Here is a 24,704-nt window from a genome sequence, read left to right on the forward strand (position 1 = left end):
CTGGGTTGCGAATAAAAAGGCCTGGGCAGGTCAGATGCCCCAGGCGAAAGGATCCTGTTCGTCGATCAGCAGGGTGCTGTCGGCGGTCATGTAGGCGCGGCCGGTGATGAACGGGCGAATGCGCTCGCCCTCGCGCTGGTAGCGGCCCTGGAACTGGCTGCCGGTGATGCTCGCCTGGACCCAGGTCTGGCCTTCGCCGAGCTTGCCGTCGGCGGCCAGGCAGGCCAGCTTGGCGCTGGTGCCCGTGCCGCAAGGGGAGCGGTCGTAGGCCTTGCCGGGGCACATGACGAAGTTGCGGCTGTCGGCGTCGGGGTCGTCGGCAAATAGCTCGACATGGTCGATCGGCTCGCCGTTTTCGCCGGTGATGCCCTGGGCCTCCAGGGCCTTGAGCATCGCCCAGGTGTAGTCGGTGAGCGCTTCGACGTTGTCCAGCTCGATGCGCTGGCCATGCTCGGACACCAGGAAGAACCAGTTGCCGCCCCAGGCGATATCGCCGTGCACCACGCCATGGCCCGGTACCTCGACCGGCACCTGTTGGCGATAGCGGTAGGCAGGCACGTTGCCTACGGTGACCGCGCCGTCTTCATGCAAGGTGGCGCTCACCTGGCCGACCGGCGTGTCGACCTTGTGCACGCCTGGCGCGATCAGCCCCAGGTGCTGCAGCGAGGCGATCAGGCCGATGGTGCCGTGGCCGCACATGTTCAGGTAGCCGGCGTTGTTGAAGAAGATCACCCCGCACGTGGCGTCTTCCGAGACCGGTGGGCAATACAGCGCACCGACCAGCACATCGTTGCCGCGAGGCTCCAGCAGGCAGGCGCGGCGCCATGGGTCGTGCAGTTCGCGCAGTTCGTCGCGCTGTTCGGCCATGGTGCGGCCATTGAGCGGTGGGAAGCCTTTCATCACCAGGCGGGTCGGTTCGCCGCCGGTATGCGAGTCGATGACGTGAATGTGTTTCATGGGCAGGTCCCTTGAATGGTGGCCGAGGTCAGGAGGCGACAGCGGCAGGGCGGTGGCCCAGGTGTGTGTCGGCGGTGGCTTCGCTCTCGTCTTCGCCATCCAGGCGCACCAGGTGCGCCGGCACGCCGGTCGCGGCGCCCCAGTAGTAGATGCCCAGGGCACAGGCGGCCACTACCACGGTGTCGAACGGGTGGCCGATCACGCCCAGGCCGCCGAAGCTGCCCAGCCAGGACAGCAGGATGGTCACCGCGTAGAAACCGATCAGCCAGGCTGACGAGCGCACTTGCTGGCCGATGGACAGGTGCTGGGTTGGCACGAAGCGGGCGCACAGCAGATAAAGCACGAACATCACGATTTGCAGGGCCAACAGCCACGACACGGTGTTCCAGCCAGACCAGTAGACGATCAGCGCGGCGATGATGAACGACAGCGGGCCGAGCACGCTCATGCCCTTGACGCGGAACGGGCGCGGCATGTCGGGTGCGTTGCGGCGCAGCGCGGCGACGGTGACCGGGGCCACGGCATAGCTCAGTACCAGTGCCGCCGAGACCACGTTGATCAGCGCTTCCCAGGACGGGAACGGCAGGGTCCAGAACACCGACAGGGCAAAGGTCAGCCACAGCGCCGGGCGGGGGATGCCGGACTGCTCGTCGATGCGGGTGAAGACTTTGAAAAAGGTCCCGGTCTGCGCCCAGCCATAGATCACCCGCGGGGTGGCGTTCATGTAGATGTTGCCGCAACCGCTTGGCGAGATGACCGCGTCGGCCACCACCAGGTAGGCCAGCCAGCCCACGCCCAAGGCCAGGGCGATGTCGCGGTAAGGCAGGGCGAGTTCCTTGGTCACACCGGCCCAGCCGTTGGCCAGCATTTCGGTTGGCACGCTGCCGAGGAAGGCCAGTTGCAGCAGGGCGTAGATCGCGGTGGACAACAGCACCGACAGTATCAGCGCGATGGGAATGGTGCGCTGCGGGTTCTTCACTTCACTGGCTACCGAAATGATCGGTGTCAGCCCCAGGTAAGCGAAGATGATGCCACCCGCCGAGACGGCCATTTCCACACCGGACAGGCCGAACGGCGCAAAGCCCTGGACCTCGAAGTTTGCCGGTTTGAAGAAGGTGAACAGCACGCCGATCACCAGCAACGGCACGATGAACTTGAACACGCTGACCAGGTTGTTGGCTTTGGCGAAGGTTTTGACGCTGCGGTAGTTGAGCAGAAAGAACAGCCCCAGCAGCGCGAACTGCACCAGCCAGCCGAGCACGCTCGGGTCACTGGACCCGGCCTTGGTCAACTCGGGGAACCAGGCCGCGGCGTATTGCCGTGACGCGACCACTTCGATGGCGATCAGGCTGGAAAACGCGATCAGCGTGATGAAGCCCATCAGGTAGCCAAGCAGCGGGCCGTGGGAGTACACCGGGTAGCGCACCACGCCACCGGCGCGGGGTAGGGCGGCGCCGAGCTCGCAGTAGACGATGCCCAGCAACAGCACGGCGAAACCGCCGAGGAACCAGGACAAAATACCGGCGGGGCCAGCGATAGCCGAGACGTGGCTGGCGGCGAACAGCCAGCCGGAGCCGAAAATGGCGCCTAGGCCGATGAAGGTGAGGTCGAGCAATGAGAGCTGTTTTTTGAATTTGCCTGACATGGGTGCGCCTTTTTGTAGGTTTTGGATAGGCAGGTCTGATGTCACGAGGTGCGGCTTTTTGGGCCGCACTCTTGTAGGTCTTGGGCGGCTTGCGTGGGGCATAGAGTGGACCGATCTGGGCATCGGTTCTTGATGGTTTTCTGCAGGGTGGATGACGAAATCGGCACAGTTGCAGAAAAATAGTGGCGGGGTGATGGGCTCGTGGATAGGCTGAAAGCCATACCGCATAAGGGCTTGGGAGATGCAGTGCCAGTGCCGGCCTCTTCGCAGCACAAGGCTGCTCCTACAAGGCAGTGCGATCCCTGTAGGAGCAGCCTTGTGCTGCGAAGAGGCCAGTAAAGCCATTAGAGATCAACCCCATGACCGCAACCCCCCTGGCAACCCTGTACCAGTCCTTGGACCAGCACCGCCCCGCCACCCTGGAGGCCCTGCTCGCCGGGGTCTCCCTGCTGCTGCCGATCCTCGACGCGATCCCCAACGCCGCGATCTTCATCAAGGACGCCGACGCCCGCTACGTGCTGGCCAACAACACCCTGGTCCAGCGCTGCGGCCTCAAGCGTTTGCAACCCTTGCTGGGCAAGACCAGCGCCGAGGTCTTCCCGGCACAACTGGGCCCCGGCTACACCGAGCAGGACCGTCGCGTACTCAAGGATGGCCTGGTGCTGCAAGACCAGCTCGAACTGCACCTGTACGGCAGCCGCGAACCGGGTTGGTGCCTGACCCACAAGCGGCCCTTACTCAACCCCGACGGCGCAATCATCGGCCTGGTGGGCATATCGGTCGACCTGCAGTCAGCCGCCGACACCCACCCCGCTTACCAGCGCCTGGCAGCCGTGGATGAGCACATTCGTCGGCATTTTCATCAACCCATCAGCATGGGCGAGCTGACCCGTATCGCGGGTATTTCCGTGGCGCAGCTGGAGCGCTATTGCAAGCGGGTGTTCCACCTCACGCCACGGCAGATGATCCACAAGGCGCGGCTGGAGCATGCCCATCGCTTGCTGCACAGCGACTTGCCAATCACCGAGGTGGCGATGCAGTGCGGCTACACCGACCACAGCGCCTTCAGCCGCCAGTTCAAGCAATTGACCGGCTTCACCCCGCGCCAGTACCGCCAGGCGACGGCCGCTCAGGAGGGTTGAAACAGCGCGCGCGCCTCGTCAAAGCACTGCTCGGCAATCGCCGAACGCGGCTCGCTGCGGCGCAGCAGCAGGCCCACCGGGCTGTGGATGCTGGCGTCGACGATAGGCAGGATGCGCATGTGGTCGCTCAAGTCTTCCAGCCCGCAATCCAGTGGCATGATCGCGCAGCACACGCCGGTGCTGATGGCTTGGATCAGCTGGAAGCTCGAGTCGCTTTCCAGCACGGCGTTGGGTTCCAGGCTGCGGCTGCGAAAGCTCAGGTCCAGCGATTGACGGTAGTGCATGCCTTTGCTCAGCAAACCCAGTGGAATATCGCCGAGGTCTTCCCAACGCAGGGTGTCGGCCTGGAACTGGAAGTGCCGGGTATCGTGCAGCAGGCCCATGGTGGTGGTGCCCAACTCGATCACTTCGAAGAAGCTGGCATTGACTTGGTCGAGGTAGCAGATGCCCAGGTCGAGCTGGTTGCGGCTCAGGCCATCCATGATCTGCTCGGTGCTGTGCGAGCTGATCTGGAAGTGCAGCTCGGGGTATTTTTCGCGCAGCGGCAACAGCAATTGCATCGGGTTGAAGCTGGCCAGCGGCACGGTGCCCAGGCGTAGGCTGCCGACCACCTGGCCGCGGCAACTGGCGGCTTCGGCTTGCAGGCCGTCGTGGGCCGCCAGCAGCGTGCGGGCCCAGGCCAGAATGCGTTCGCCGGCTTCGGTGAACCCTTCGAAGCGCTGGCCGCGTTTGACCAGCACCAGGTCCAGTTCGTCTTCCAGGTTGCGCAGGCGCATCGACAGCGTCGGCTGGGTGATGTGGCACAGCGCTGCGGCCTGGCCAAAATGGCGGGTCTGGTCGAGCGCGATGAGGAACTTGAGTTGCTTGATGTCCATGGGAGTGCCTGGCGTCTGGTTATGCTGACCTTAACCAAGTCAGCGATAGATGTCATTGATCACCCGGTACGCCATATCGATTGGACGCCCCCCGGCCGTGCCTCTAGCGTGGTGACAATGCCCTTTCAGGAGTAGCCTACCGTGAGCGTCAAACCCGATGCGGTCTTCGTACCGCTCAACATCGCCGTACTGACCGTCAGTGACACCCGCACCTACGACAACGACACCTCCGGTGAGCTGCTGGCCAGCCGCTCGGTGGAAATCGGCCATCGTCTGGTGGCGCGAGCGCTGCTCAAGGACGACCTGTACAAGATCCGCGCCCAGGTCGCCACCTGGATCGCCGACGAGCAGGTGCAAGTGGTGCTGATCACCGGCGGTACCGGCTTCACTGGGCGTGACAGTACGCCTGAAGCCGTTGAATGCCTGTTGGACAAACGTATCGATGGCTTTGGTGAGCTGTTCCGGGCCTTGTCCATTCTCGATATCGGCACGTCGACCATTCAGAGCCGGGCATTGGCCGGGCTCGCCAACGGTACCTTGGTGTGCTGCCTGCCAGGCTCGACCGGGGCTTGCCGCACGGCGTGGGAAGGGATCCTGGCCGAGCAACTGGATGCGCGCCACCGGCCGTGCAACTTCGTGCCGCACCTGAAGCCTGTCGAGGCTTGCGCAAGCCGCGGTTAATGCCCTGCCTGTGCTGGCCTCTTCGCGGGCTTGCCCGCGAAGAGGCCAGCACAGGCAGTAAAAGAATCAGCTCAATACATACCCCACCGGCTCCAATGCCGGTGGCAGCGGTTCAACCCCCAACCCGGCCAGCACATCGCGCTCCACGGTGCGCACCAGCGCATCGGTAGGCAGGTCGTTCTCATCGCGCCCAAACGGGTCTTCCAGTTCGTTGCCAATCGCATCCAGCCCAAAAAACGTATAGCCGACGATGGTGGTGAACAGCGGCGCCAACCAGCCCAGCGGTTCAGCCAGGGCAAACGGCAGCAGCAGGCAGAAGATGTAGATGGTGCGGTGCAGCAACAAGGTATAGGGGAACGGCAACGGCGTGCCTTTGATCCGCTCGCAGGTGGCCTGCACTTCGGTCAGCCCCACCAGCCGCTGTTCCAGCACGCTGTAGCGCCAATCGCTGATCTGCCCCTGCTGCGCCAGCCGTGAGCAGTGCCCGCCGACTTCGCGCAAGATCGTGTCGCACACATTGTGCGGGCTGATCGCGCTGGGGTTGGCCAGCCAAGGCCGGGCGGCCGCCAGGTCATCCTCGTTGCGCAGCCGGGCGTTGAGCGCATGGGCAAAGCCGCACAGGCTGCGCAACAGTTCGGCACGCAGTGCCGGGTCGGCGATCACCACGCTTTCGCGCACGAACGAACGGGTCTCGATGATCAGCTTGCCCCAGGCCTTGCGGCCTTCCCACCAGCGGTCGTAGCAGGCGTTGTTGCGAAAGCTCATGAAGATCGACAGCGACAGGCCCAGCAAGGTGAACGGTGTGGCGCTGACCGGGTAGAAAAATGCCGGATAGTGGCGCTCGACCAGCACGATCAGTGCGGCCAGCAGGGTGACCATCAGGCAGCGCAGGGCGATGCGCTTGATGATCGAGCCCTTAAGGGTGAACAGCACGCGCAGCACATCGGGGCGGGGGTGGACGATCATGGAAATCCAGAGGTGGCTATTCAGCCGCCGGTCATGTTCATGAAACGCAGGATCTGCACGTCACCCCCCACCTCGAAATGATGGCGGTAAGGCTTGAGGTGCAAGGAGTCGCGGATGGCGTTTTCCAGGCGTTCGGCGTTGCCTGGGTGGGCACGCAGGACCTGCTTGAGGTCCACCGAATGCTCGTTGCCCAGGCACAGCAGCAGGCGGCCTTCGACGGTCAGGCGCACGCGGTTGCAGGTGGCGCAGAAGTTATGGCTGTGCGGCGAAATGAAGCCGACCCGGGTGTGCGCCGCTTCGGCCAGGCGCCAGTAGCGTGCCGGGCCTTGGGACGATTCGGTGGACTCGATCAGGGTGAACTGCTCGGCCAGCCGGTCGCGCACCTCGTCACTGGAATAGAACGACTCACCACGCTGGTGTTCGCTGATGTTACCCAGGGGCATTTCTTCGATGAAGGTGATGTCCAGCTCGCGGTCGATGGCAAAGCGCACCAGGTCGACCAGTTCGTCATCGTTGCGGCCCTTGAGCACTACGCAGTTGAGCTTGGTCTTGCGAAAGCCTGCCTGGCGCGAGGCGTCGATGCCGGCGATCACCTGGTTGAGGTCGCCGGTGCGGGTCAGTTGCTTGAAGCGCCCGGGGTCCAGGCTGTCGAGGCTGATATTCAGGCGCGAGACGCCGGCGTCGAACAGCGGTTGGGCCAGGCGCCCGAGTTGCGAGCCGTTGCTGGTCATGCACAGTTCGCGCAGGCCGGGCAGGGCGGCGATGCGCCCGCACAGCTCGACGATGCCCTGGCGCACCAGCGGCTCGCCACCGGTCAGGCGGATTTTGCGGGTGCCCAATGCGACGAAGCGCTCAGCCACCTGGAACAGTTCTTCGAGGCTGAGGATCTGCTGGCGCGGCAGGAACTGCATGTCTTCGGCCATGCAGTACACGCACCGGAAGTCGCAGCGGTCGGTGACCGACATCCGCAGGTAGTCGATTTTCCGGTTGAAGCCGTCGATCAGGGCCCGGCTGTTCTGTTCCACGATTGCGCTCGAATGGGATGGACTCAGCTCCAAGCTATAACCTGGCCGCACCCCCGTCAAATTGCTTTCCCCGACTGGTTGATCAATCTGCTCTATCACGGCTGCAGGCCCCGGCATGTATGGGAGACTTCCCCTGTAGGAGCAGCCTTGTGCTGCGAAGAGGCCATTGCAGCCACAGCTTCTCGGCTAGCCAAACCGGCCTCTTCGCAGCACAAGGCTGCTCCTACAGGACGCGATCTGGATTGTCAGTGCTGGCCCGTGATCGAAACGGCTTATCAGCCCGTAAGATCTTTCGATTGGACGCTTGTGCCCCACGCTCAATAGTCTGGAAAAAACACCGAGCGTGAGGATTCACCGCATGAGCCAGGACCAACATATCAGGGACTACAAAGGCGCCGCCGCCGGCTGGGGGGCGCTCAAGAGCGTGACCAAAAGCTGGCTGGGCAGCGAAAACGCCTTCAAGAACCTGCGGGCCATGCTCAAGACCAACCAGAACGGCGGCTTCGACTGCCCCGGCTGCGCCTGGGGCGAATCGCCGGAAAACGACATGGTCAAGTTCTGCGAGAACGGCGCCAAGGCGGTCAACTGGGAAGCCACCGGTCGCTCGGTAGACCCCGCATTTTTCGCCAAATACAGCGTCAGTGCGTTGGCCGAACAGACCGATTACTGGCTCGAATTCCAAGGCCGGCTGACCCACCCGATGCGCTACGACGCGGCCACCGACCACTACGTCGAAACCTCCTGGGAAGAGGCCTTCGCCCTGGTTGCCAAACACCTGCAGGCGCTCGATTCGCCCGACCAGGCCGAGTTCTACACCTCGGGGCGGGCCAGCAACGAAGCGGCGTTTTTGTACCAGCTGTTCGTCCGCGCCTACGGCACCAACAACTTCCCCGATTGCTCGAACATGTGCCACGAGGCCAGCGGTGTGGGCATGTCGGAAACCCTCGGCGTGGGCAAGGGCACCGTGGTGTTCCATGACCTGGAACTGGCCGACGCCATCTTCGTCATCGGCCAGAACCCCGGCACCAACCACCCGCGCATGCTCGAACCGCTGCGCGAGGCGGTCAAGCGTGGGGCCCAGGTGGTGTGCTTCAACCCGCTGAAGGAGCGTGGCCTGGAGCGCTTCCAGCACCCGCAACACCCGTTCGAAATGCTCAGCAACGGCTCCGAACCGACCAACACCGCGTACTTCCGCCCGGCCCTGGGCGGCGACATGGCGGCCATGCGTGGCATCGCCAAGTATTTGCTGCAATGGGAACGTGAGGCCCAGGCCAAGGGTGAACCGGCGGTGTTCGACCATGCCTTCATCGCCGACCACACCAGCGGCGTCGACGCCTACCTGGCGGCGGTGGATGCCACCTCCTGGGCGCATATCGTCGAGCAGTCGGGCCTGACCCAGGCCGAGATTGAGCTGGCAGCGCGCATGTACCGCAAGGCCGAGCGGGTCATCATGTGCTGGGCCATGGGCGTCACCCAGCACCGCCACTCGGTGCCCACGGTGCAGGAAATCGTCAACCTGCAACTGCTGCGGGGCAACGTTGGCAAACCCGGTGCTGGCCTGTCGCCGGTGCGTGGCCACAGCAATGTGCAGGGCGACCGCACCATGGGCATCGATGAGAAGCCCAAGGCCGGGCTGCTCGATGCCCTGGAAAAACGCTTCCAGTTCCGTGTGCCCCGTGCCCACGGGCATAACGCGGTGCTGGCGATCAAGGCCATGGAAGAAGGGCAGGCCAAGGTCTTCATCGCCCTGGGGGGTAACTTCGCCCAGGCTACCCCAGACACCCCTCGAACCCACGCGGCCCTGCGCAACTGTGCATTGACCGTGCAGATTTCCACCAAGCTCAACCGTTCGCACTTGGTCACCGGCCGTGATGCGCTCATCCTGCCGTGCCTGGGGCGAACCGAGATCGACCTGCAGGCCGACGGGCCGCAGGGCGTGACCGTGGAGGACACCTTCAGCATGGTCCACATCTCCCACGGCCAATTGCGCCCGCGCTCGCCACACTTGCGTTCGGAGCCAGCCATCGTGGCCGGCATGGCCCAGGCGACCTTGGGCAAGCAGCCGATCGATTGGGAGTACGCCATTGCTGACTACAGCCGCATCCGCAGCATGATCGCCGATGTGATCCCCGGCTTTACCGACTTCAACGAGCGCTTGCAGCACCCCGGTGGCTTCCACCTGGGCAACAACGCGGCGGATCGCACGTGGCGTACCGCCACCGGCAAGGCGCGTTTCAGTGCCAGCCAGTTGCCGGAGCAACTGGTCAATGCCCAGGTGCTGGCCCGTGGCGACAAACCGGACCTGATCCTGCAGACCTTGCGTTCGCACGACCAGTACAACACCACGCTGTATGGCCTGGATGACCGCTACCGTGGGGTGTTTGGCCTGCGTGAGGTGGTGTTCGTCAATGAGGCCGACATCCGTCGCCTGGGGTTCGAGCCTGGCGAGCACGTGGACTTAGTGTCGCTGTGGGAGGACGGGCGCGAGCGGCGGGTGTCCGGGTTCCGCCTGGTGGCGTATGACGTGCCGCAGGGGCAGGCCGCGGCGTATTACCCGGAGACCAACCCGCTGGTGCCGCTGGAGAGTTATGGCGAGGGGACGTATACGCCGACCTCGAAGTTCATCGCGATCAGGGTAGAGAAAGCCAAGGCGGGGAACCGGATCGAGGCGCGGTCTTTGTAGGAGCGGCCTTGCGTCGCGAAAGGGCCGCGCAGCGGCCCCAGGTTTTCAGCTTCGCGGCATAAATTGTTGGGGCCGCTTCGCGGCCCTTTCGCGACGCAAGGCCGCTCCTACAGACGATCGCGCTAGGGCCGGCGCACCGGGTAAGCGGTGGTGTACTTCATCTGCTCCATGGCAAAACTCGACGTAATGTTGGAAAGCCCGTCGGTGCGGGTGATCAGCTTCTTGTAGAACCGGTCATAGGCGGCAATGTCACCTACCACCACCCGCAGCATGTAATCCCAATCCCCCGACATGCGGTAAAACTCCATCACCTCCTCGAAACCGGTCACCGTCGCGGCAAACTGCTCCAGCCAGGCGCTGTCGTGGCGCTGGGTCTTGAGCTGGACGAACACGGTCAGGCCCAGCCCCAGGCGCGTGGGGTCGAGCAGGGCGACGCGGCCAAGGATGTAACCCTCTTCTTCCAGCCGTTTGACCCGCTTCCAGCAGGGCGTGGTGGACAGGTTTACCGCCTCGGCCAGGTCCTTGAGAGAAATGGACGCGTCGCGCTGCAGCAAGGTGAGGATGTGTTGGTCGAAATTGTCCATGTCGATTACAGGCTGGCCAGAGAATGATTTTCTCCAGATTACTGCAAAACCGGAAAAATGCGTGACCCCCGTTGCACGTCCTTGCCGCCGGCAATGGTTGTGCGATAGTTGCAGGCTTACCTCAGTCAATGGACCGGATCATGTCCGACAAGCCGCGTAATTTCGCCACCCGTACCATCCACGCCGGCGAGCAGGATAGCGTTGCCGACAACGCGATCTTCCCGCCCATCTACACCGCCAGTTCGTACATCAAGCGCAGCTTGGACGACAACCCCGAGTATGCCTACAGCCGCGTCGGCAACCCGACCCGGCATGCTTACGAGAGCTGCGTCGCGGCGCTGGAAGAAGGTGTCGGCGCGGTGGCCTGCGCCTCCGGCGTGAACGCCACGGCGACGGTGCTGGAGCTGTTGCCCAAGGATGCCCACGTGGTGGTGATGAACGGCGTATACGGCGGCACCTTCCGTATTCTGGAGGACTACCGCAGCCACACATCGGGGCTGACCACCACTTACGTCGACCTCAACGACGTGCAGGCTGTGGCCGCGGCGATTCGCCCAGAAACCCAGCTGATCTGGATCGAGTCCCCGACCAACCCCTTGCTGCACCTGGTCGACATCAAGGCGGTCTGCGACCTGGCGCGGTCGCGCGGTATCCTCACCTGCATCGACAACACCTTCTGCTCGCCCTGGAACCAGCGCCCGATCACCCTGGGCGTGGACCTGGTGATGCACTCGGCAAGCAAGTACATCGGCGGCCATTCCGACCTCACCGGCGGTGTGGTGGTGGCCGCCAATGACGCGCTGCTGGCGCGGCTGCGCAAGATCAGCATGGCCGTCGGGGCGATTCAAGGGCCGTTCGACTGCTACCTGGCCCTGCGTGGCCTGAAAACCTTGGATGTACGCATGGAGCGCCAGTGCGCCAATGCCCTACAGGTGGCGCGTTTTCTCGAAAGCCATCCGCAGATCGAGCAGGTGTTTTATCCAGGGCTTGAAAGCCACCCCCAGCATGCGCTGTGCAAGCGCCAGATGCGTGCGGGCGGGGCTGTGGTGGCCATGAAGGTCAAGGGTGGCGACCGGGCGGCGCTCAATCGCCTGGTCGAGGCGCTGCAGATCTTCGTACTTGCCGATTCGCTGGGCGGCGTGGAGAGCATGATCAACCACTCCTGGAGCATGTCGCACAACTCCCTGAGCCCGGAACAGAAGGGCGTGATGGGCATCAGTGAGAACTTGCTGCGGCTGTCGGTGGGGATCGAGGACTATCGGGACCTGATCGAAGATCTGGATACGGCGTTGAAGGCGTCGGCTAGCGTATAAAAGCGGCTGGCCCTATCGCCGGCTTGCTGGCGATAGGGCCGGTTGATTCAGCAGAAACCCCTCAAGATTTCGGCGGATGAATGATCCGTTCGATCTTGTCCTTGATCAGCAGCCGCTCCTTGCGCAGTCGGGTGACGGTGTCATCGGTGCTGGCGTTGCCTTCAGCGGCCAGCACTTCCTTGTCTTTGGCGTTGTACTCCTTGTGCAGTTTGTGCAGGTCATGGTCTTTGTCGATGCGCTTCTGGAAATCCTCGGCAGTGATGTTCAGGTCAGCGAGCAGATCATGCGGAACGGGCATTTCTTCACCTCTCGTGGGGGTTGGCGAACGGTCCTGACCTTTGAGGATAGTCGCCTTTGCGCAGGTGGGGAGCTGGGGGAGGCCGGCGCAGCCTTCTCGCAACCGGGCAGCAAACTTGGCCTGCCAGGCTGAATGGCGGCTGAATAAACTTCATTTAATGTTGGAAAAACGCCATCTCACGGTTTTGTTGGCGTCTTTTTCACGAAAAATTGATGGTGGCCTTTCTAGAGTTCAGCCAACTTTTCGCGGTGCCGCACAGGCCCGTGGGCTGATAATCACTCTTGATTGCGAACACTGATGCTCAACTTTAAATCCCTGCGGACTGAATGGGTCACGCTGCTGGCCAGCCTGTACCTGCTGATCGGCTTCAATTTCTTTCTCTGGCAGCACCTGGAGCACGTGGTTCCGCCAGGGTTGGCGGGGCTTTGGCTGAGCCTGGCGTTTGCCGTGCTGATGCTGTTCGCATTCAACCTGATTTTGACCTTGTTTGCCTTCCGGTATGTATTGAAGCCGGTACTTATTGTGCTGTTCATGAGTGGCGCGGGTGTTGCTTACTTCATGAATCAGTACGGGGTGCTTATTGATTCTGGCATGTTCCGTAACATGGCAGAGACCAATGTTGCGGAAGTGCGCGACCTGATGTCGTTTAAGTTTGCCGCTTATATACTGTTGCTGGGCGTATTGCCCTCGGTCGTGCTGTGGAAAACACCGATCGCCTACCGCGCCTGGCACCGTGAGCTGTTGGGCAAGCTGGTGGTCAGCGGCGCCTGTGTGGTCGCCCTCGGGTCGGTGGCGTTGGTCAACTACCAGGGCTTGTCGTCACTGTTTCGCAATCATCACGAACTGCGCCTGATGCTCACCCCGAGCAATATCGTGGGTGCCTCCATTGGTTATGTCAGCGAACGCGTCGGTACTGCGGCCAGGCCCTTCCAGAATTATGGTACGGATGCGAAACGCGATGCCGCCTGGCAGCACCATGAACGCAAGTCGTTGACGGTGCTGGTCGTCGGCGAAAGTGCGCGGGCCGACCATTTCGGCGTGCTCGGTTATGACCGCGACACTACTCCTAACCTGGCCAAGGAGCAGGGCCTGCTGGCCTTCTCCGATGTGCATTCGTGCGGGACTGAAACCGCCGTGTCGGTGCCCTGCATGTTCTCGGGCATGCCGCGCAAAGACTACGACGCGCGCGTGGCGAAAAACCGCGAAGGGCTGCTGGATATCCTGCAGCGGGCAGGCCTGGCCGTGCAGTGGCGCGACAACCAGTCGGGCTGCAAGGGCACCTGTGATCGGGTGCAGTTCATCGATGTCAGCAACCTCACCGACCCGGCGCTGTGCGCCAACGGCGAATGCCATGACGAGATCCTGTTGCAGGGCCTGGGTGAGCTGATCGACAACCTCGACAAGGACACCGTGCTGGTGCTGCACCAGATGGGCAGCCACGGCCCCGAGTACTTCAAGCGCTACCCCAACGCCAGCGAGCGCTTTACCCCGGTGTGCCAGAGCAATGCACTGAACCAGTGCAGCGAGCAGGAAATCATCAACGGCTACGACAACACCCTGGCCTACACCGACAAGGTGCTGGCGTCGCTGATCGACACGTTGCGCAGCAAACAGGACAAGGTCGACACAGCGATGATCTACCTCTCCGACCACGGTGAGTCGCTGGGTGAGTACAACCTGTTCCTGCACGGCACCCCTTACGCCATTGCCCCGGAGCAGCAGAAGCACGTGCCACTGCTGACCTGGTTCTCCGACAGCTACAAAGAGGACTTTGGCCTGGACACCGACTGCCTGGCCAAGCTCAGTGATGCGCCGCTGTCCCAGGACAACCTGTTCCACTCGATGCTCGGCCTGTTGCAGGTGCGCACCGAGGTCTATCAGCAATCGCTGGACATGTTCGCCAGCTGCAGGCCGTGGCTGGCAGCCAAGCGCTGATCGCGCATGGCTTTTACACCACCGTTTATCTATTCCAGGGATGGCGCAGGTTTCACCCGCAGTGCCCGCGCCGTATATACTGCGCGCCAATGTTAGTGGGAGAGCCTCGTGGCCATCGAAATTCACTGGATCCGTGACGACCAGACCCTGGCCGACCTCTGCCGAAAGTGGCGCCAACTGCCCTTCGTAGCGCTCGACACCGAATTCATGCGGGTAGACACGTTCTACCCCAAGGCGGGGCTGATCCAGATTGGCGACGGTCAACGTGCCTTTCTGATCGACCCACTGCTGATCAAGGACTGGCAGCCGCTGGGCGAGCTGCTTGAAGACAGCGGCGTGGTCAAGGTGCTGCACGCCTGCAGCGAAGACCTCGAAGTGTTGCTGCGCCTGACCGGCAAGCTGCCACAGCCACTGTTCGACACGCAGTTGGCCGCCGGTTACCTGAACCTGGGTTTCTCCATGGGTTACTCGCGCCTGGTCCAGGACGTGCTGGGGCTCGAGCTGCCCAAGGGCGAAACCCGGTCTGACTGGCTGCAACGCCCGCTGTCCGACACCCAGGTCAGCTACGCCGCCGAAGATGCCGTGCACCTGGCCGAGCTGTTCATCGCGCTGCGCCCGCGCCTGTCCGATGACAAGTACGCCTGGGTGCTGGAAGACGGCGCCGAGCTGGTGGCCCAGCTGCGCCGGGAAGTCGAGCCCGAGAGCCTGTACCGCGACGTCAAGCTGGCCTGGAAGCTGGCGCCCCAGCAGCTGGCCGTGTTGCGCGAGCTGTGCGCCTGGCGTGAGCGCGAAGCGCGCAACCGCGACGTGCCGCGCAACCGCATCCTCAAAGAGCACTCGCTGTGGCCGATGGCCAAGTCCCAGCCCTCTAACTTGTCGGCCTTGGCCAAGATCGACGAGATGCACCCGCGCACCATCCGCCAGGACGGGGAGTTTCTCGTCCAGCTGATCAAGCGTGCTGCCAGCCTGCCCGCCGATCAGTGGCCGCAGGTTTTGCCTGAGCCATTGCCGATCGAAGCGGCCGGCATCCTCAAGCAGCTGCGCGCCATCGGCCAGGCCGAAGGCGAGCGCTTAGGCATTGCCCCCGAGCTGATGCTGCGCAAGAAAACCCTGGAAGCGCTGCTCAAGAGCGGCTACCCCAATGGCCCCTATCAACTGCCCGATTCGCTGCGCGGCTGGCGTCGCGAGCGCATGGGCCAGGCCCTGCTGGACAACCTGGCAGGCGCCGGAGAGACCCGATGAAACGTATTTGCTCGATCTACAAGAGCCCCCGCAAGAACGAAATGTACCTGTATGTGCTCAAGGCCGAAGGCCTGGAGCGCGTGCCCGAGGCCTTGCTGCCGTTCTTCGGCACCCCCGTGCATGCTTTCGACCTGGTGCTGAGCCCCGAGCGCAAGCTGGCGCGTGAGGACATCACCAAGGTGCTGGAAAACCTCGACAACCAGGGCTATCACCTGCAGATGCCGCCGGCCGAGGATGAGTACATCGAGCACCTGCCCGAAGAGCTGCTGCGCCGTAACGACCCGGTCTGACCCAGGCCCGGTTTCTCTCATTCGCCAAGTGGCCCGCCTGTCGGGCCGCTTTCGTTGTCTGCCAAGGTTGTTTTCACGATGCGCGTTCTGATCGCCGAACAGGATCATGCCAAGTACACCCAGCTGCTGGGCGAAGCGGCCCCTGACCTGCAAATCCTGACCAGCAGCGACTCTGCCGAGCTGGCGCTGCAGGCGCCGCAGTGCCCGGTGTGGCTGGGCCAGCCCGACTTGTTGGCGAGCCTGCTGCGCCAGGGCCACAAGCCGGCCTGGATGCAGTCGACCTGGGCTGGCATCACCCCGTTGCTGGCCGAGGGTTTGCCACGGGACTATCGCCTGACGCGCGCAGTTGGCATTTTTGGCCAGGTCATGGCGGAGTACATGCTGACCTACCTGCTCGGCCATGAACGCGAGGTGCTGTCGCGCCTGGTGAGCCAGGTCGAGCGGCGCTGGGACGACCGCCCAGGGCGCACCCTTGAGGGGCGCAAGGTGCTGATCGTCGGCACCGGTGATATCGGCCAGCGTGTGGCGGAGTTTCTGCTGCCATTCGGCGTGACCTTGTACGGGGTCGCGAGCAGCGCCCGCGAGCAGCTGCCGTTCGTCGAAGTGGTGGCCCTGGCGGACCTGCCGCGCATGGTCGAGCAGGTCGACTACGTGATCAACCTGCTGCCGGACACGCCTGCCACCCACGATTTGTACGATGCGGCGCTGTTCCAGCGCTTCAAGCCCAGTGCCTTGTTCATCAATGCCGGGCGTGGAGTGGCGGTGGTCGATGGCGACCTGGTGGAAGCACTGAAGCAGGGGCATCTGGCGGGCGCGGTGATCGATGTGTGCCGCCAGGAGCCACTGCCCCAGCGTCACCCATTCTGGACCGCCTGGGGGTTGCTGCTGACCGGGCACAGCTCGGCGCCCACCTCGCCGGCGGCGATGGTGCGGTTGTTCGTCGAGAATGTGCGGGCGTATGAGGCGGGGCAGGGGTTGCGCGGGGAAGTGAATTTCGCCCGGGGTTACTGATTGCTAGTGGCCTGTACCGGCCTCTTCGCGGGGCAAGCCCGCTCCCACAGGGATGGCGCAATACCTGTGGGAGCGGGCTTGCCCCGCGAAGAGGCCGGTACAGCCAACAAAAAGCCTTACAGGCTAAAATCACCCTCAGCCGCCAGCTCGCTCAGCGGCCGGCGCGAGCTCGGCACTTCACGCGCCTGCAGCGCCTCAGCCAAGGTCGCCTTGTCGCCCAGCTTGCCGATCGCCACCATGGCATGCAGCTCGTAGCCTTCCGGCACCTTCAGTTCGCTACGTGCCAGCTCCTTGTCAAAGCCAGCCATGCCGTGGGTGTGCCAGCCGCTGATGCTGGCCTGCAGGGCCAAGTGTCCCCAGGCGGAGCCGGTGTCGAAGGTGTGCCACAGGGCAGGGCTTTCTTCAGCGGCGCCAGGCGCTGCGAAGGTGGTTTTGGAAATGATCAGCACCAGCGCCGACGCCTGTTGCGCCCAGCTGCGGTTGAACGGCACCAGCAGGCTCAGGTAACGCTCCCAGTTCGCAGTGTCGCGACGGGCATAGAGGAAGCGCCAAGGCTGCGAGTTGTACGCCGAAGGCGCCCAGCGCGCGGCTTCCAGAAAGCTCAGCAGGGTCTCCTCACTGATCGGCTCGGCGGTGAAGGCCCGTGGCGACCAGCGGTTGATGAACTGCTCGTTGATGGCGTAATCGGCAATACGGGGGGTGGCGCTCATGGCTGTTCCTGCAAGCGGATGGGAAAACCGCACGCTACTGCGTCCCGTCATGACTGACAAGCGGTCTGGCTTTGCCGAAGGCCAGGCTCTAGACTGGCGCCGCCGCGCGCCGCGCACTGATGATGAATGCAGGAAACCCGTGTGATGATCGCTGACAGCGCGCCGTTCTGGCGGCGCAAAACCCTCGAACAACTCAGCCCGCAAGAGTGGGAATCGCTCTGTGACGGCTGCGGTTTGTGCTGCCTGCAAAAGCTCGAGGACGAGGACGACAACAGCATCTATTACACGCGCATTGCCTGCAAACTGCTGGACCTCGACACCTGCCAGTGCAGCGACTACCCCAACCGCTTCGCCCACGTGCCCGACTGCATCCAGCTGACCCCAGGCAAGGCCGACCAGTTCAAGTGGCTGCCAAGCACCTGCGGTTACCGCCTGGTCAGCGAAGGCAAGGACCTGCCTGACTGGCACCACTTGATCTGCGGCGATCGCCAGCAGGTCCATGAACAGCGTATTTCCCAGTCAGGGCGTATGCTCAGTGAGCATGATGTCGATGAAGACGACTGGGAAGACCACCTGATTTTTCGCGCCAGCTGACCGGCGCGCCCCGTCGCCTCTGGGAAACAAGGAGTTTCTGTATGCGTTGCCAGCTGTTGTTGCTGCTGAGCCTGATGGCCTGTTCGCCGGCCTGGGCGAAGAAAGTCGACCTGGATTATCACGTGCGCCTGTTGCCAGCCAATGGCCAGGCCGAAGTGCGCCTGACCCTGGCCGAAGGCAGCAGCGTGCGCAGCCTCGACTTCGAGCTGGGCAAGGCCGGCACCTACAGTGGCTTCCAGGCTGACGGCCAATGGCAAGTCGCAGACAAGGGCGAGCGCGGTGTGTGGCACCCGGCGCCCGGCAAGACCAGCCTCAGCTACCGCGTGCAACTGGACCAAAAGCTGCGCAGTGGCGCTTATTCGTCGCGTATCACGCCCCATTGGGCCTTGTTCCTCGGCGACCAACTGGTACCGCCCGCGCGCCTCGATCAGCAGGACGGTACCGAATTGGTGGCACGCCTGTGGTTCGACCTGCCAGAAGGCTGGAAAAGCATCGAAACTTCCTGGCCGCGCATTGGCAAGGACAAGTTCCGCATCGACAACGTCTCGCGCCTGTTCGACCGCCCCACTGGCTGGATGCTGGCGGGAGACCTGGGCAGCCGCCGGGCTCGCCTGGGCGAGACTGAAGTTACCGTTGCCGCGCCAGTCGGGCAGGGCATGCGGCGCATGGACAGCCTGACCCTGCTGACCTTCGTCTGGCGGCAATTGCAGGCCGTGTTCCCGCGTAACCCACCCAAACTGCTGTTGGTCGGCGCCCGGGATGGTATGTGGCGCGGGGCGATGGCGGCGCAGGGGTCGCTGTACATGCACAGTGCCCGGCCGATGATCAGCGAAAATGGCAGCAGCCCGTTGTTGCGCGAATTGGTGCAACTGTTTGCGCAGATTCATGGCCGTGAAGGCAGTGACTGGCTGATCGAGAGCCTGACTGATTACTACGCCAGTGAGTTGTTGCGCCGGGCAGGCGGGGTCAGCGATGACCGCTACGAGGCCTGGCAGGCGCGCTTGAGCAAGCAGGCTGCCAAGGTTACCCAGCTCAAGGGAGAGCAGGCCAACCCGGCGCAGGTTGCCCGAGGGGTGCTGTTGCTGCAGGCCCTGGACAAGGAGATCCGCATCCACACCCAGGCCAAGCGTTCGTTGGATGACGTGGCGCGGGCGCTGATGCGCTTGCCGAGTGTCAGCACCGAGGAGTTCGTGCAGATCAGCGAGCGTGTGCTGGGGCGGCGGTCTGAGGTGTTGCAGAGCAAGGTGTTGCGCTAGCGATTTGTGTCACCAGTGCCGGCCTCTTCGCGGGCAAGCCCGCTCCCACAGGATTGCGCTGCTCTGAGGAACAATGGACCAATGGAGCAATGCACTGCTCTGAGGACCAATGGGCCAATGGAGCAATGCACTGCTCTGAGGACCAATGGAGCAATGCACTGCTCTCAGGATCAGTGAAGTAATGGTGGGAGCGGGCTTGCCCGCGAAGAGGCCGGCACAGGCAAAAACAAAATCAAAGGCCAGTCAACGGGTCCTTCCCTGTCACCGTCACCCCTCGGGTAGCTGCCTTGGCACTCGCCTTCAACGCCTGCAACTGCGCTGCACTGTCTTCGATGTCCGCGCGCAACCGGTTGTATTCCTGACGATGCCGCTGCCACCAGGCCTTGGTCGAGCAATGCCCGCTGACCCCGCGCGCCACGGCCATACCGCCCACCACCATCTGCAGCAACCCGACCAGGCCGCCATGGCGCAGCCCCTTGCTGAACATCAGCGCCCCGCCGGCCAGCGAACCGACCCTTTCCAGGCCCTGGACATTGTGCTCCGGCGACGCCGCAGCGGAATGGATATCGAGCATGGCAAGCCCTCCGTATGAAGTGTAAGCAGCTGACCGCAAGGGGCTCGCAGCCGTTCATTCGCTGTGCCGAATGGTTGCCAGGCGCACGGCCTGTGCATTGCCATTCAGCGCCAGCACCTGAAAAATGTCTTGTCTGGGCAGTTATTTGTCCGGTTTGGCAATGCAGCCCCCCAGGTGTTTAATCTCACCCTTTAAAACCGCGAAGCCCTTTAAATACGGGCGATCCAGAGATTCAACCGTTCATCTAAAATGCTGTAGACACATTGTCTAACAGTGCCCTATAGTCGTTATACAAATAGTAGACACAGCGCTATGACAACAAAGAAGGCCGCCATGAAAGCCACCGTACAAGCCAGCAGCGAAGAAGCGCCGCAGGACCGCAAGGCCGTCCTCGCCGAAGCGCTGCGCCGCCGGATCCTCAGCATGGAACTGGCCCCCGGCGCTGTGGTGGACGAGTTGGCCCTGTGTGACGAGTTCGGCCTGTCGCGCCCACCGGTGCGTGAGCTGCTGCGCCAGATTGCCGCCGAAGGCTATATCGAGCTCGAGGCCAACCGCGCGCCACGGGTTGCCGCGATGAACCACGATTCGCTGCACAGCTTTTTCGTCGCGGCGCCGCTCATCTATATCGCCACCACCCAGTTGGCCGCTACCTACGCCAGCGAAGCGGAGGTCGAGGCGCTCAAGGCTATCCAGGCGCAGTTCCGCCAGGCCATCGAAGCGCGTGATGTGGAAAACCGGGTGGTCTACAACGACGCCTTCCACCTGGAAATCGGCAGGATGGCGCACAACGACTACCTGATGCCGAGCCTGCGCCGCCTGCTTATCGACCATGCCCGCCTGGGCAAGATTTTTTATCGCCACCCGACCACTGATGACATGCAACAGGACCTTGAAACCGCCTGCGACCAGCATGACCAGATGATCGATGCCATCGAACGCCGCGACCCCGCGCGCGCCGGGCAACTGGTGCGTGAGCACTTCGAGCTGTCGCGCCGGCGCATGGCTGAATACGCCGCACCGCAAGGGCTGGATGTACCGATTCAGATATGAGGTTTCCAGGTCGTCGCCACTGGCGCTGATCGCTCGTCAACAACAAGATCCAGGTTATTGACATGACAAGAATAAGCTCGTTACCTGCCGATGATGCCACCTGTGGTTGGTATCACCTGAGCACACCCCGCACGCCACGGCCGGCCCACAGTGGCCATAGCCAGGCGCGCTGGGTGGTGGTCGGTGCCGGCTTCACCGGGCTGGCCGCTGCGCGCCAGCTGGCAACGAACTTTCCGCATGACGAGGTTGTGCTGGTCGAGGCCCAGGAAGTCGGTTTTGGCACCTCCGGGCGCAACGCCGGTTTTGCCATCGACCTGCCCCATGACATCGGCGCCGAGGACTACATCGGCGATATCGATACTGCCAAGACTGTGCTCAAGCTCAACCTGGGTGGGCAGTCGTACCTCAAGGAGCTGATCGAGCGCCATGGCATCGAATGCCAGTTTCGGCACTGTGGCAAATACCAGGCCGCTGTCGAGGATCGTGGCATTGCCGTGCTCGATGCCTACCGTCGAGGCCTGGACAAACTCGGCCAGCCCTATGAAGTGATCGAAGGTCGCGACCTGCCCGAACACATCGGCACGGACTTCTACCGTAAGGGTTTGTTCACGCCGGGTACCGCGTTGCTGCAGCCTTCGGCGCTGGTCAAAGGCCTGGCCGACAGCTTGCCGAGCAACGTTTCGCTGTACGAGCACACGCCGATCACTGACGTCGAGTACGGCGACAAGGTGGTACTGCGCCACGCCAAGGGCTCGATCACTGCTGACAAGCTGGTGCTCACCACCAATGCCTTTGGCATGAGCTTCGGCTTCCTCAAGGGCCGCATGTTGCCCGTGTTCACCTATGGCAGCATCACCCGCCCGCTGACCGAAGACGAGCAAGCCCGCCTGGGTGGCAAACCCTACTGGGGCGTGATCCCAGCCGACCCATTCGGCACCACCCTGCGGCGCACCGTCGACAACCGCCTGCTGGTGCGCAACAGCTTCAGCTTCAACCCGGACGGGCGCAGCAACCGCAAGTACCTGGACCGTTTCGTTCAACGCCACCGCGAATCCTTTGCCCGTCGCTTCCCGATGTTGCCCGACGTGAACTTTGAATACACCTGGGGCGGCGCCCTGGCGTTGTCGCGTAATCACATGGGGTTCTTTGGCCAGTTGGCGCCCAATGTGGTCGGCGCGCTGTGTTGTAACGGCCTGGGTGTTACCCGCGGCACGGTCACCGGGAAGTTGCTGGCCGACTGGCTGGCCGGTGACAAACACGAACTTATCGAGTTTTTGCTCAATGCCCCCGGGCCTTGCGCGAATCCACCGCAGCCCTTGGTATCCCTGGGCTTGAACGCCAACTTGATGTGGGGGCAACTGCGCGCGGGCAAAGAAAGCTGATCGTTTTGTAAGTTAGGCCATTGAATATTTGACGTCGGGCGGCTTTGCCCGGCACGGGCGCGCTTTGCCCGAAATTGATGATCGAGATGTCATGTCCGATGACCCGGGGCTGAAGGCTGTTTTCAGTTTCGCGGACGCGCTCGCCTTGAAAACGTGCATGCAGAAGAAGTGGTAGGAACAACAATGACAAGTCCGAATATTTCGATTGAAGATGTACCGATCAACCGTTTTCACCAGTTTTTGACCCTGCGCTCCGGCGGGGGCTCTTTCGTCGATGGGTATGTGTTGAGCATCATCGGCGTGGCAATGGTGCAAATGTCCGCGGGCCTGAGCCTGACCAGCTTCTGGCAGGGCATGATCGCCGCCTCGGCGCTGATCGGCATTTTCTTCGGCGGCTTTTTCGGCGGTTGGCTGACCGACCGCTTTGGCCGCAAGCGTGTCTTTTTCGTCGGCCCGACCCTGTTCATCCTGTCGTCGCTTGCGCAGTTCTGGGTGGAGTCGGCGCTGGCCTTGTTCCTGTTGCGTTTTGCCATCGGCATCGCGGTGGGCATCGAGTACCCGGTGGCCACCTCGCTGCTGGTGGAATTCCTACCCAAGAAGAACCGCGGCCCGCGCCTGGCCACCTTGACGGTGCTGTGGTTCGCCGGCGCCGCGACCGCCTACATGGTCGGTGAGGCGATCCTGCGCCACGGTGGCGATGATGCCTGGCGCCTGGTATTGGCCAGTGCAGCGGTCATTGGCGCGCTGCTGTTCGCCATTCGCCTGGGCACCCCGGAATCGCCACGCTGGCTGATCAGCAAGGGCCGCTCGGCCGAGGCCGAACAGGTGATCAAGCGGGTCTATGGCAATGGCTTCTCGCTGCGCAACCTGCCGGAAGAACCCAAGGCCCGCAAGCTGTCGTTTCTCAGCCTGCTGCACTCCGGGTATGGCAAGCGCATGCTGTTCGTCACCCTGTTCTGGACCTGTTCGGTGATCCCGGTGTTCGCCGTGTATGCCTTCGCCCCGAAAGTGCTGGGCGCGCTCAACCTCAAGGGTGACTGGGCATCGATCGGTTCGGTCGCCATCACTTTCCTGTTCGTGGTCGGTTGCATCATCGGCACCCGCCTGCTCAACACCCTCGGTCGGCGCACCACGCTGCTGCACAGCTTCTTCTGGTCGGGGCTGGCGCTGCTGGGCCTGGCGGCGTTCAGCCATGGCAGCGAGCTGCTGATTCTGGTGCTGTTCGGTGCTTATGCACTGTTCATCGGCGGTGCCCAGGTATTGCAACTGGTCTATCCCAACGAGCTGTTCCCCACCGAAATCCGTGCCGGCGCCGTGGGCGTGGGCACCTCCATGTCGCGGGTCGGTGCTGCTGTCGGTACCTGGCTGGTACCCATCGCCCTCGACAACTATGGCATCGGCGCAACCATGTATGCCGCCGCCGCCGTCACGTTTGTCGGCCTGGCCGTCTCTGTCGCCCTGGCCCCGGAAACCCGTTCATTGAACCTGCAGCAAGCGGCATCGCTGAGCTGAGTTATTCGAAAAGCCGCCGCAGCGTAGAACCGCTGTGGCTTCTACACCCCTGAACAACGCACTGGAGAACCTACCGTGAAATTCGAAGGCATCTACACCCCGGCAATCACTCCGCTGGCTGCGGACGGCTCGATCGACAAGGCGGCGTTCGCCGAAGTACTCGACTACCTGGTCGAATCGAAAATCCACGGCGTGATCATCGGTGGCTCCACCGGCGAGTACTACGCCCACACCGCGCAAGAGCGCATCGAACTGGCCGCCCAGGCCAAGGACGTGCTCAATGGCCGCCTGCCGCTGATCATCGGCACCGGCGCGATCCGCACCGAAGACTCCGTGGCCTTCGCCAAGCACGCCAAGGAAATCAAGGCCGACGCGCTGTTGGTGGGCACGCCGCCCTACGCGCTGCCGACCCAACAGGAAATCGCCCTGCACGTCAAAGCGGTCGACGCGGCTGCCGGCCTGCCGATCATGCTCTACAACTACCCAGGCCGCATGAGCGTGGGCATGGGCGAGGAATTCTTCGATGCGGTCGCCGATGTGAAAAACATCGTCGCCATCAAGGAGAGCTCGGGCGACATGGCCCAGTTGCACCGCCTGGCCATCCAGCGCCCGAACATCCAGCTGTCGTGCGGCTGGGACGACCAGGCCCTGGAGTTCTTCGCCTGGGGCGCGCAGAGCTGGGTTTGCGCCGGTTCCAACTTCATCCCGCGTGAGCACGTGGCCCTGTTCGAGGCCTGCGTGATCGAGAAGGACTTCGCCAAAGGCCGCCGCATCATGGCCGCCATGATGCCGCTGATGGACTTCCTCGAAGGTGGCAAGTTCGTCCAGTCGATCAAGTACGGCTGCGCGCTGAACGGCCTGAGCACCGGTGGCGTGCGCAAACCGCTGTACGACCTGGATGCCGCCGAGAAGCAGGCACTCGAGCGCGTGGTCACTGAACTCAAGCGCAACATCGCCCAGATCACCGGAGGTGCCTGAC

At 63.0% G+C, this 24,704-nt stretch carries 23 protein-coding genes; 14 read left to right on the forward strand and 9 right to left on the reverse strand.

From position 1 onward, the window contains the following. Positions 1 to 30: 30 nt before the first annotated feature. Positions 31 to 957 (reverse strand): 4-hydroxyproline epimerase, encoded by a 927-nt coding sequence (locus GIB19_RS08055; protein ID WP_027594630.1) that lies wholly within the window; start codon positions 955 to 957, stop codon positions 31 to 33. Between the two features lie 28 nt (positions 958 to 985). After that, entirely contained in the window at positions 986 to 2,602 is a 1,617-nt protein-coding gene (locus GIB19_RS08060; protein ID WP_027594629.1) for an APC family permease, read from the reverse strand. A 359-nt stretch (positions 2,603 to 2,961) separates the two neighbouring features. Here GIB19_RS08060 and GIB19_RS08065 point away from each other — a divergent pair, with 359 nt between their 5' ends. Further along, positions 2,962 to 3,744: an AraC family transcriptional regulator gene (locus tag GIB19_RS08065; protein WP_274885144.1), complete on the forward strand. Its 783-nt coding sequence runs from the start codon at positions 2,962 to 2,964 to the stop codon at positions 3,742 to 3,744. Here the strand turns inward: GIB19_RS08065 and GIB19_RS08070 are convergent. Beyond that, positions 3,732 to 4,619, reverse strand: coding sequence for a LysR family transcriptional regulator (locus tag GIB19_RS08070; RefSeq protein WP_238215891.1), 888 nt, complete (start codon positions 4,617 to 4,619; stop codon positions 3,732 to 3,734). The two genes, GIB19_RS08065 and GIB19_RS08070, sit on opposite strands and share 13 nt — an antisense overlap. 141 nt (positions 4,620 to 4,760) lie before the next feature. On the opposite strand from GIB19_RS08070, the gene moaB reads away from it, so the two are divergent. Next, on the forward strand, positions 4,761 to 5,300 hold the full coding sequence (moaB, locus tag GIB19_RS08075) for a molybdenum cofactor biosynthesis protein B (RefSeq protein ID WP_099430188.1): 540 nt from the start codon (positions 4,761 to 4,763) through the stop codon (positions 5,298 to 5,300). A 66-nt stretch (positions 5,301 to 5,366) separates the two neighbouring features. On the opposite strand, the gene GIB19_RS08080 is transcribed toward moaB, so the two are convergent. Continuing rightward, positions 5,367 to 6,266, reverse strand: coding sequence for a bestrophin family protein (locus GIB19_RS08080; RefSeq protein WP_274885145.1), 900 nt, complete (start codon positions 6,264 to 6,266; stop codon positions 5,367 to 5,369). Positions 6,267 to 6,286: 20 nt separating this feature from the next. Then, positions 6,287 to 7,291: a GTP 3',8-cyclase MoaA gene (moaA, locus tag GIB19_RS08085; protein ID WP_027594624.1), complete on the reverse strand. Its 1,005-nt coding sequence runs from the start codon at positions 7,289 to 7,291 to the stop codon at positions 6,287 to 6,289. 358 nt (positions 7,292 to 7,649) lie between these two features. On the opposite strand from moaA, the gene GIB19_RS08090 reads away from it, so the two are divergent. Continuing rightward, positions 7,650 to 9,974 (forward strand): FdhF/YdeP family oxidoreductase, encoded by a 2,325-nt coding sequence (locus tag GIB19_RS08090; protein ID WP_274885146.1) that lies wholly within the window; start codon positions 7,650 to 7,652, stop codon positions 9,972 to 9,974. A 122-nt stretch (positions 9,975 to 10,096) separates the two neighbouring features. On the opposite strand, the gene GIB19_RS08095 is transcribed toward GIB19_RS08090, so the two are convergent. After that, positions 10,097 to 10,558 (reverse strand): Lrp/AsnC family transcriptional regulator, encoded by a 462-nt coding sequence (locus GIB19_RS08095; RefSeq protein WP_274885147.1) that lies wholly within the window; start codon positions 10,556 to 10,558, stop codon positions 10,097 to 10,099. A gap of 128 nt (positions 10,559 to 10,686) precedes the next feature. On the opposite strand from GIB19_RS08095, the gene GIB19_RS08100 reads away from it, so the two are divergent. Beyond that, positions 10,687 to 11,871 (forward strand): trans-sulfuration enzyme family protein, encoded by a 1,185-nt coding sequence (locus GIB19_RS08100; RefSeq protein ID WP_265970162.1) that lies wholly within the window; start codon positions 10,687 to 10,689, stop codon positions 11,869 to 11,871. A 61-nt stretch (positions 11,872 to 11,932) separates the two neighbouring features. On the opposite strand, the gene GIB19_RS08105 is transcribed toward GIB19_RS08100, so the two are convergent. Next, entirely contained in the window at positions 11,933 to 12,169 is a 237-nt protein-coding gene (locus GIB19_RS08105; protein ID WP_274885149.1) for a YdcH family protein, read from the reverse strand. A gap of 297 nt (positions 12,170 to 12,466) precedes the next feature. On the opposite strand from GIB19_RS08105, the gene GIB19_RS08110 reads away from it, so the two are divergent. The 4 genes from GIB19_RS08110 (at position 12,467) to GIB19_RS08125 (ending at position 16,647) form a co-directional block, all read left to right on the forward strand. Beyond that, positions 12,467 to 14,104: a phosphoethanolamine transferase gene (locus GIB19_RS08110; protein ID WP_274885150.1), complete on the forward strand. Its 1,638-nt coding sequence runs from the start codon at positions 12,467 to 12,469 to the stop codon at positions 14,102 to 14,104. A gap of 108 nt (positions 14,105 to 14,212) precedes the next feature. Further along, the gene (gene rnd / locus GIB19_RS08115) at positions 14,213 to 15,346 is read left to right on the forward strand and encodes a ribonuclease D (protein WP_265970164.1); all 1,134 of its coding nucleotides are present in this window, start codon (positions 14,213 to 14,215) and stop codon (positions 15,344 to 15,346) included. Next, positions 15,343 to 15,636 (forward strand): YcgL domain-containing protein, encoded by a 294-nt coding sequence (locus GIB19_RS08120; protein WP_027594617.1) that lies wholly within the window; start codon positions 15,343 to 15,345, stop codon positions 15,634 to 15,636. Before rnd ends, GIB19_RS08120 begins: the two co-directional genes overlap by 4 nt. Positions 15,637 to 15,714: 78 nt before the next feature. Then, positions 15,715 to 16,647: a D-2-hydroxyacid dehydrogenase gene (locus GIB19_RS08125; protein ID WP_274885151.1), complete on the forward strand. Its 933-nt coding sequence runs from the start codon at positions 15,715 to 15,717 to the stop codon at positions 16,645 to 16,647. A gap of 116 nt (positions 16,648 to 16,763) precedes the next feature. Here GIB19_RS08125 and GIB19_RS08130 read toward each other — a convergent pair whose 3' ends face one another. Next, positions 16,764 to 17,357: a nitroreductase family protein gene (locus tag GIB19_RS08130; protein ID WP_027594615.1), complete on the reverse strand. Its 594-nt coding sequence runs from the start codon at positions 17,355 to 17,357 to the stop codon at positions 16,764 to 16,766. Positions 17,358 to 17,501: 144 nt separating this feature from the next. Here GIB19_RS08130 and GIB19_RS08135 point away from each other — a divergent pair, with 144 nt between their 5' ends. Both GIB19_RS08135 and GIB19_RS08140 read left to right on the forward strand, forming a co-directional pair. After that, positions 17,502 to 17,951: a YcgN family cysteine cluster protein gene (locus tag GIB19_RS08135; protein ID WP_027594614.1), complete on the forward strand. Its 450-nt coding sequence runs from the start codon at positions 17,502 to 17,504 to the stop codon at positions 17,949 to 17,951. A 41-nt stretch (positions 17,952 to 17,992) separates the two neighbouring features. Continuing rightward, on the forward strand, positions 17,993 to 19,207 hold the full coding sequence (locus tag GIB19_RS08140; protein ID WP_274885152.1) for a hypothetical protein: 1,215 nt from the start codon (positions 17,993 to 17,995) through the stop codon (positions 19,205 to 19,207). Positions 19,208 to 19,439: 232 nt separating this feature from the next. Here GIB19_RS08140 and GIB19_RS08145 read toward each other — a convergent pair whose 3' ends face one another. Continuing rightward, entirely contained in the window at positions 19,440 to 19,781 is a 342-nt protein-coding gene (locus GIB19_RS08145; protein WP_027594612.1) for a YgaP-like transmembrane domain, read from the reverse strand. A gap of 333 nt (positions 19,782 to 20,114) precedes the next feature. On the opposite strand from GIB19_RS08145, the gene GIB19_RS08150 reads away from it, so the two are divergent. From GIB19_RS08150 to GIB19_RS08165, 4 genes are all read left to right on the forward strand, one after another. Further along, a complete protein-coding gene (locus GIB19_RS08150; protein WP_274885154.1) occupies positions 20,115 to 20,831 on the forward strand; it encodes a GntR family transcriptional regulator in 717 nt (238 codons plus the stop codon). 62 nt (positions 20,832 to 20,893) lie between these two features. Further along, entirely contained in the window at positions 20,894 to 22,213 is a 1,320-nt protein-coding gene (locus GIB19_RS08155; protein ID WP_274885155.1) for an NAD(P)/FAD-dependent oxidoreductase, read from the forward strand. A gap of 183 nt (positions 22,214 to 22,396) precedes the next feature. Beyond that, a complete protein-coding gene (locus GIB19_RS08160) occupies positions 22,397 to 23,725 on the forward strand; it encodes an MFS transporter (protein ID WP_238215911.1) in 1,329 nt (442 codons plus the stop codon). A gap of 75 nt (positions 23,726 to 23,800) precedes the next feature. After that, positions 23,801 to 24,703 carry a dihydrodipicolinate synthase family protein gene (locus tag GIB19_RS08165; RefSeq protein ID WP_027594608.1) on the forward strand — a complete coding sequence of 301 codons (903 nt, stop codon included), beginning with the start codon at positions 23,801 to 23,803 and terminating at the stop codon, positions 24,701 to 24,703. Position 24,704 lies beyond the last annotated feature (1 nt).

This window comes from Pseudomonas sp. ITEM 17296, from assembly GCF_028895205.1.
Lineage (GTDB): Bacteria > Pseudomonadota > Gammaproteobacteria > Pseudomonadales > Pseudomonadaceae > Aquipseudomonas > Aquipseudomonas kermanshahensis.

Bases quoted from the DNA above. Each gene is read 5' to 3' on its own strand.
- GIB19_RS08055 (WP_027594630.1), bottom strand. From the start codon at position 957: ATGAAACACATTCACGTCATCGACTCGCATACCGGCGGCGAACCGACC.
- GIB19_RS08060 (WP_027594629.1), bottom strand. From the start codon at position 2,602: ATGTCAGGCAAATTCAAAAAACAGCTCTCATTGCTCGACCTCACCTTC.
- GIB19_RS08065 (WP_274885144.1), top strand. From the start codon at position 2,962: ATGACCGCAACCCCCCTGGCAACCCTGTACCAGTCCTTGGACCAGCAC.
- GIB19_RS08070 (WP_238215891.1), bottom strand. From the start codon at position 4,619: ATGGACATCAAGCAACTCAAGTTCCTCATCGCGCTCGACCAGACCCGC.
- GIB19_RS08080 (WP_274885145.1), bottom strand. From the start codon at position 6,266: ATGATCGTCCACCCCCGCCCCGATGTGCTGCGCGTGCTGTTCACCCTT.
- GIB19_RS08090 (WP_274885146.1), top strand. From the start codon at position 7,650: ATGAGCCAGGACCAACATATCAGGGACTACAAAGGCGCCGCCGCCGGC.
- GIB19_RS08095 (WP_274885147.1), bottom strand. From the start codon at position 10,558: ATGGACAATTTCGACCAACACATCCTCACCTTGCTGCAGCGCGACGCG.
- GIB19_RS08100 (WP_265970162.1), top strand. From the start codon at position 10,687: ATGGACCGGATCATGTCCGACAAGCCGCGTAATTTCGCCACCCGTACC.
- GIB19_RS08105 (WP_274885149.1), bottom strand. From the start codon at position 12,169: ATGCCCGTTCCGCATGATCTGCTCGCTGACCTGAACATCACTGCCGAG.
- GIB19_RS08110 (WP_274885150.1), top strand. From the start codon at position 12,467: ATGCTCAACTTTAAATCCCTGCGGACTGAATGGGTCACGCTGCTGGCC.
- GIB19_RS08120 (WP_027594617.1), top strand. From the start codon at position 15,343: ATGAAACGTATTTGCTCGATCTACAAGAGCCCCCGCAAGAACGAAATG.
- GIB19_RS08125 (WP_274885151.1), top strand. From the start codon at position 15,715: ATGCGCGTTCTGATCGCCGAACAGGATCATGCCAAGTACACCCAGCTG.
- GIB19_RS08130 (WP_027594615.1), bottom strand. From the start codon at position 17,357: ATGAGCGCCACCCCCCGTATTGCCGATTACGCCATCAACGAGCAGTTC.
- GIB19_RS08135 (WP_027594614.1), top strand. From the start codon at position 17,502: ATGATCGCTGACAGCGCGCCGTTCTGGCGGCGCAAAACCCTCGAACAA.
- GIB19_RS08140 (WP_274885152.1), top strand. From the start codon at position 17,993: ATGCGTTGCCAGCTGTTGTTGCTGCTGAGCCTGATGGCCTGTTCGCCG.
- GIB19_RS08145 (WP_027594612.1), bottom strand. From the start codon at position 19,781: ATGCTCGATATCCATTCCGCTGCGGCGTCGCCGGAGCACAATGTCCAG.
- GIB19_RS08150 (WP_274885154.1), top strand. From the start codon at position 20,115: ATGAAAGCCACCGTACAAGCCAGCAGCGAAGAAGCGCCGCAGGACCGC.
- GIB19_RS08155 (WP_274885155.1), top strand. From the start codon at position 20,894: ATGACAAGAATAAGCTCGTTACCTGCCGATGATGCCACCTGTGGTTGG.
- GIB19_RS08160 (WP_238215911.1), top strand. From the start codon at position 22,397: ATGACAAGTCCGAATATTTCGATTGAAGATGTACCGATCAACCGTTTT.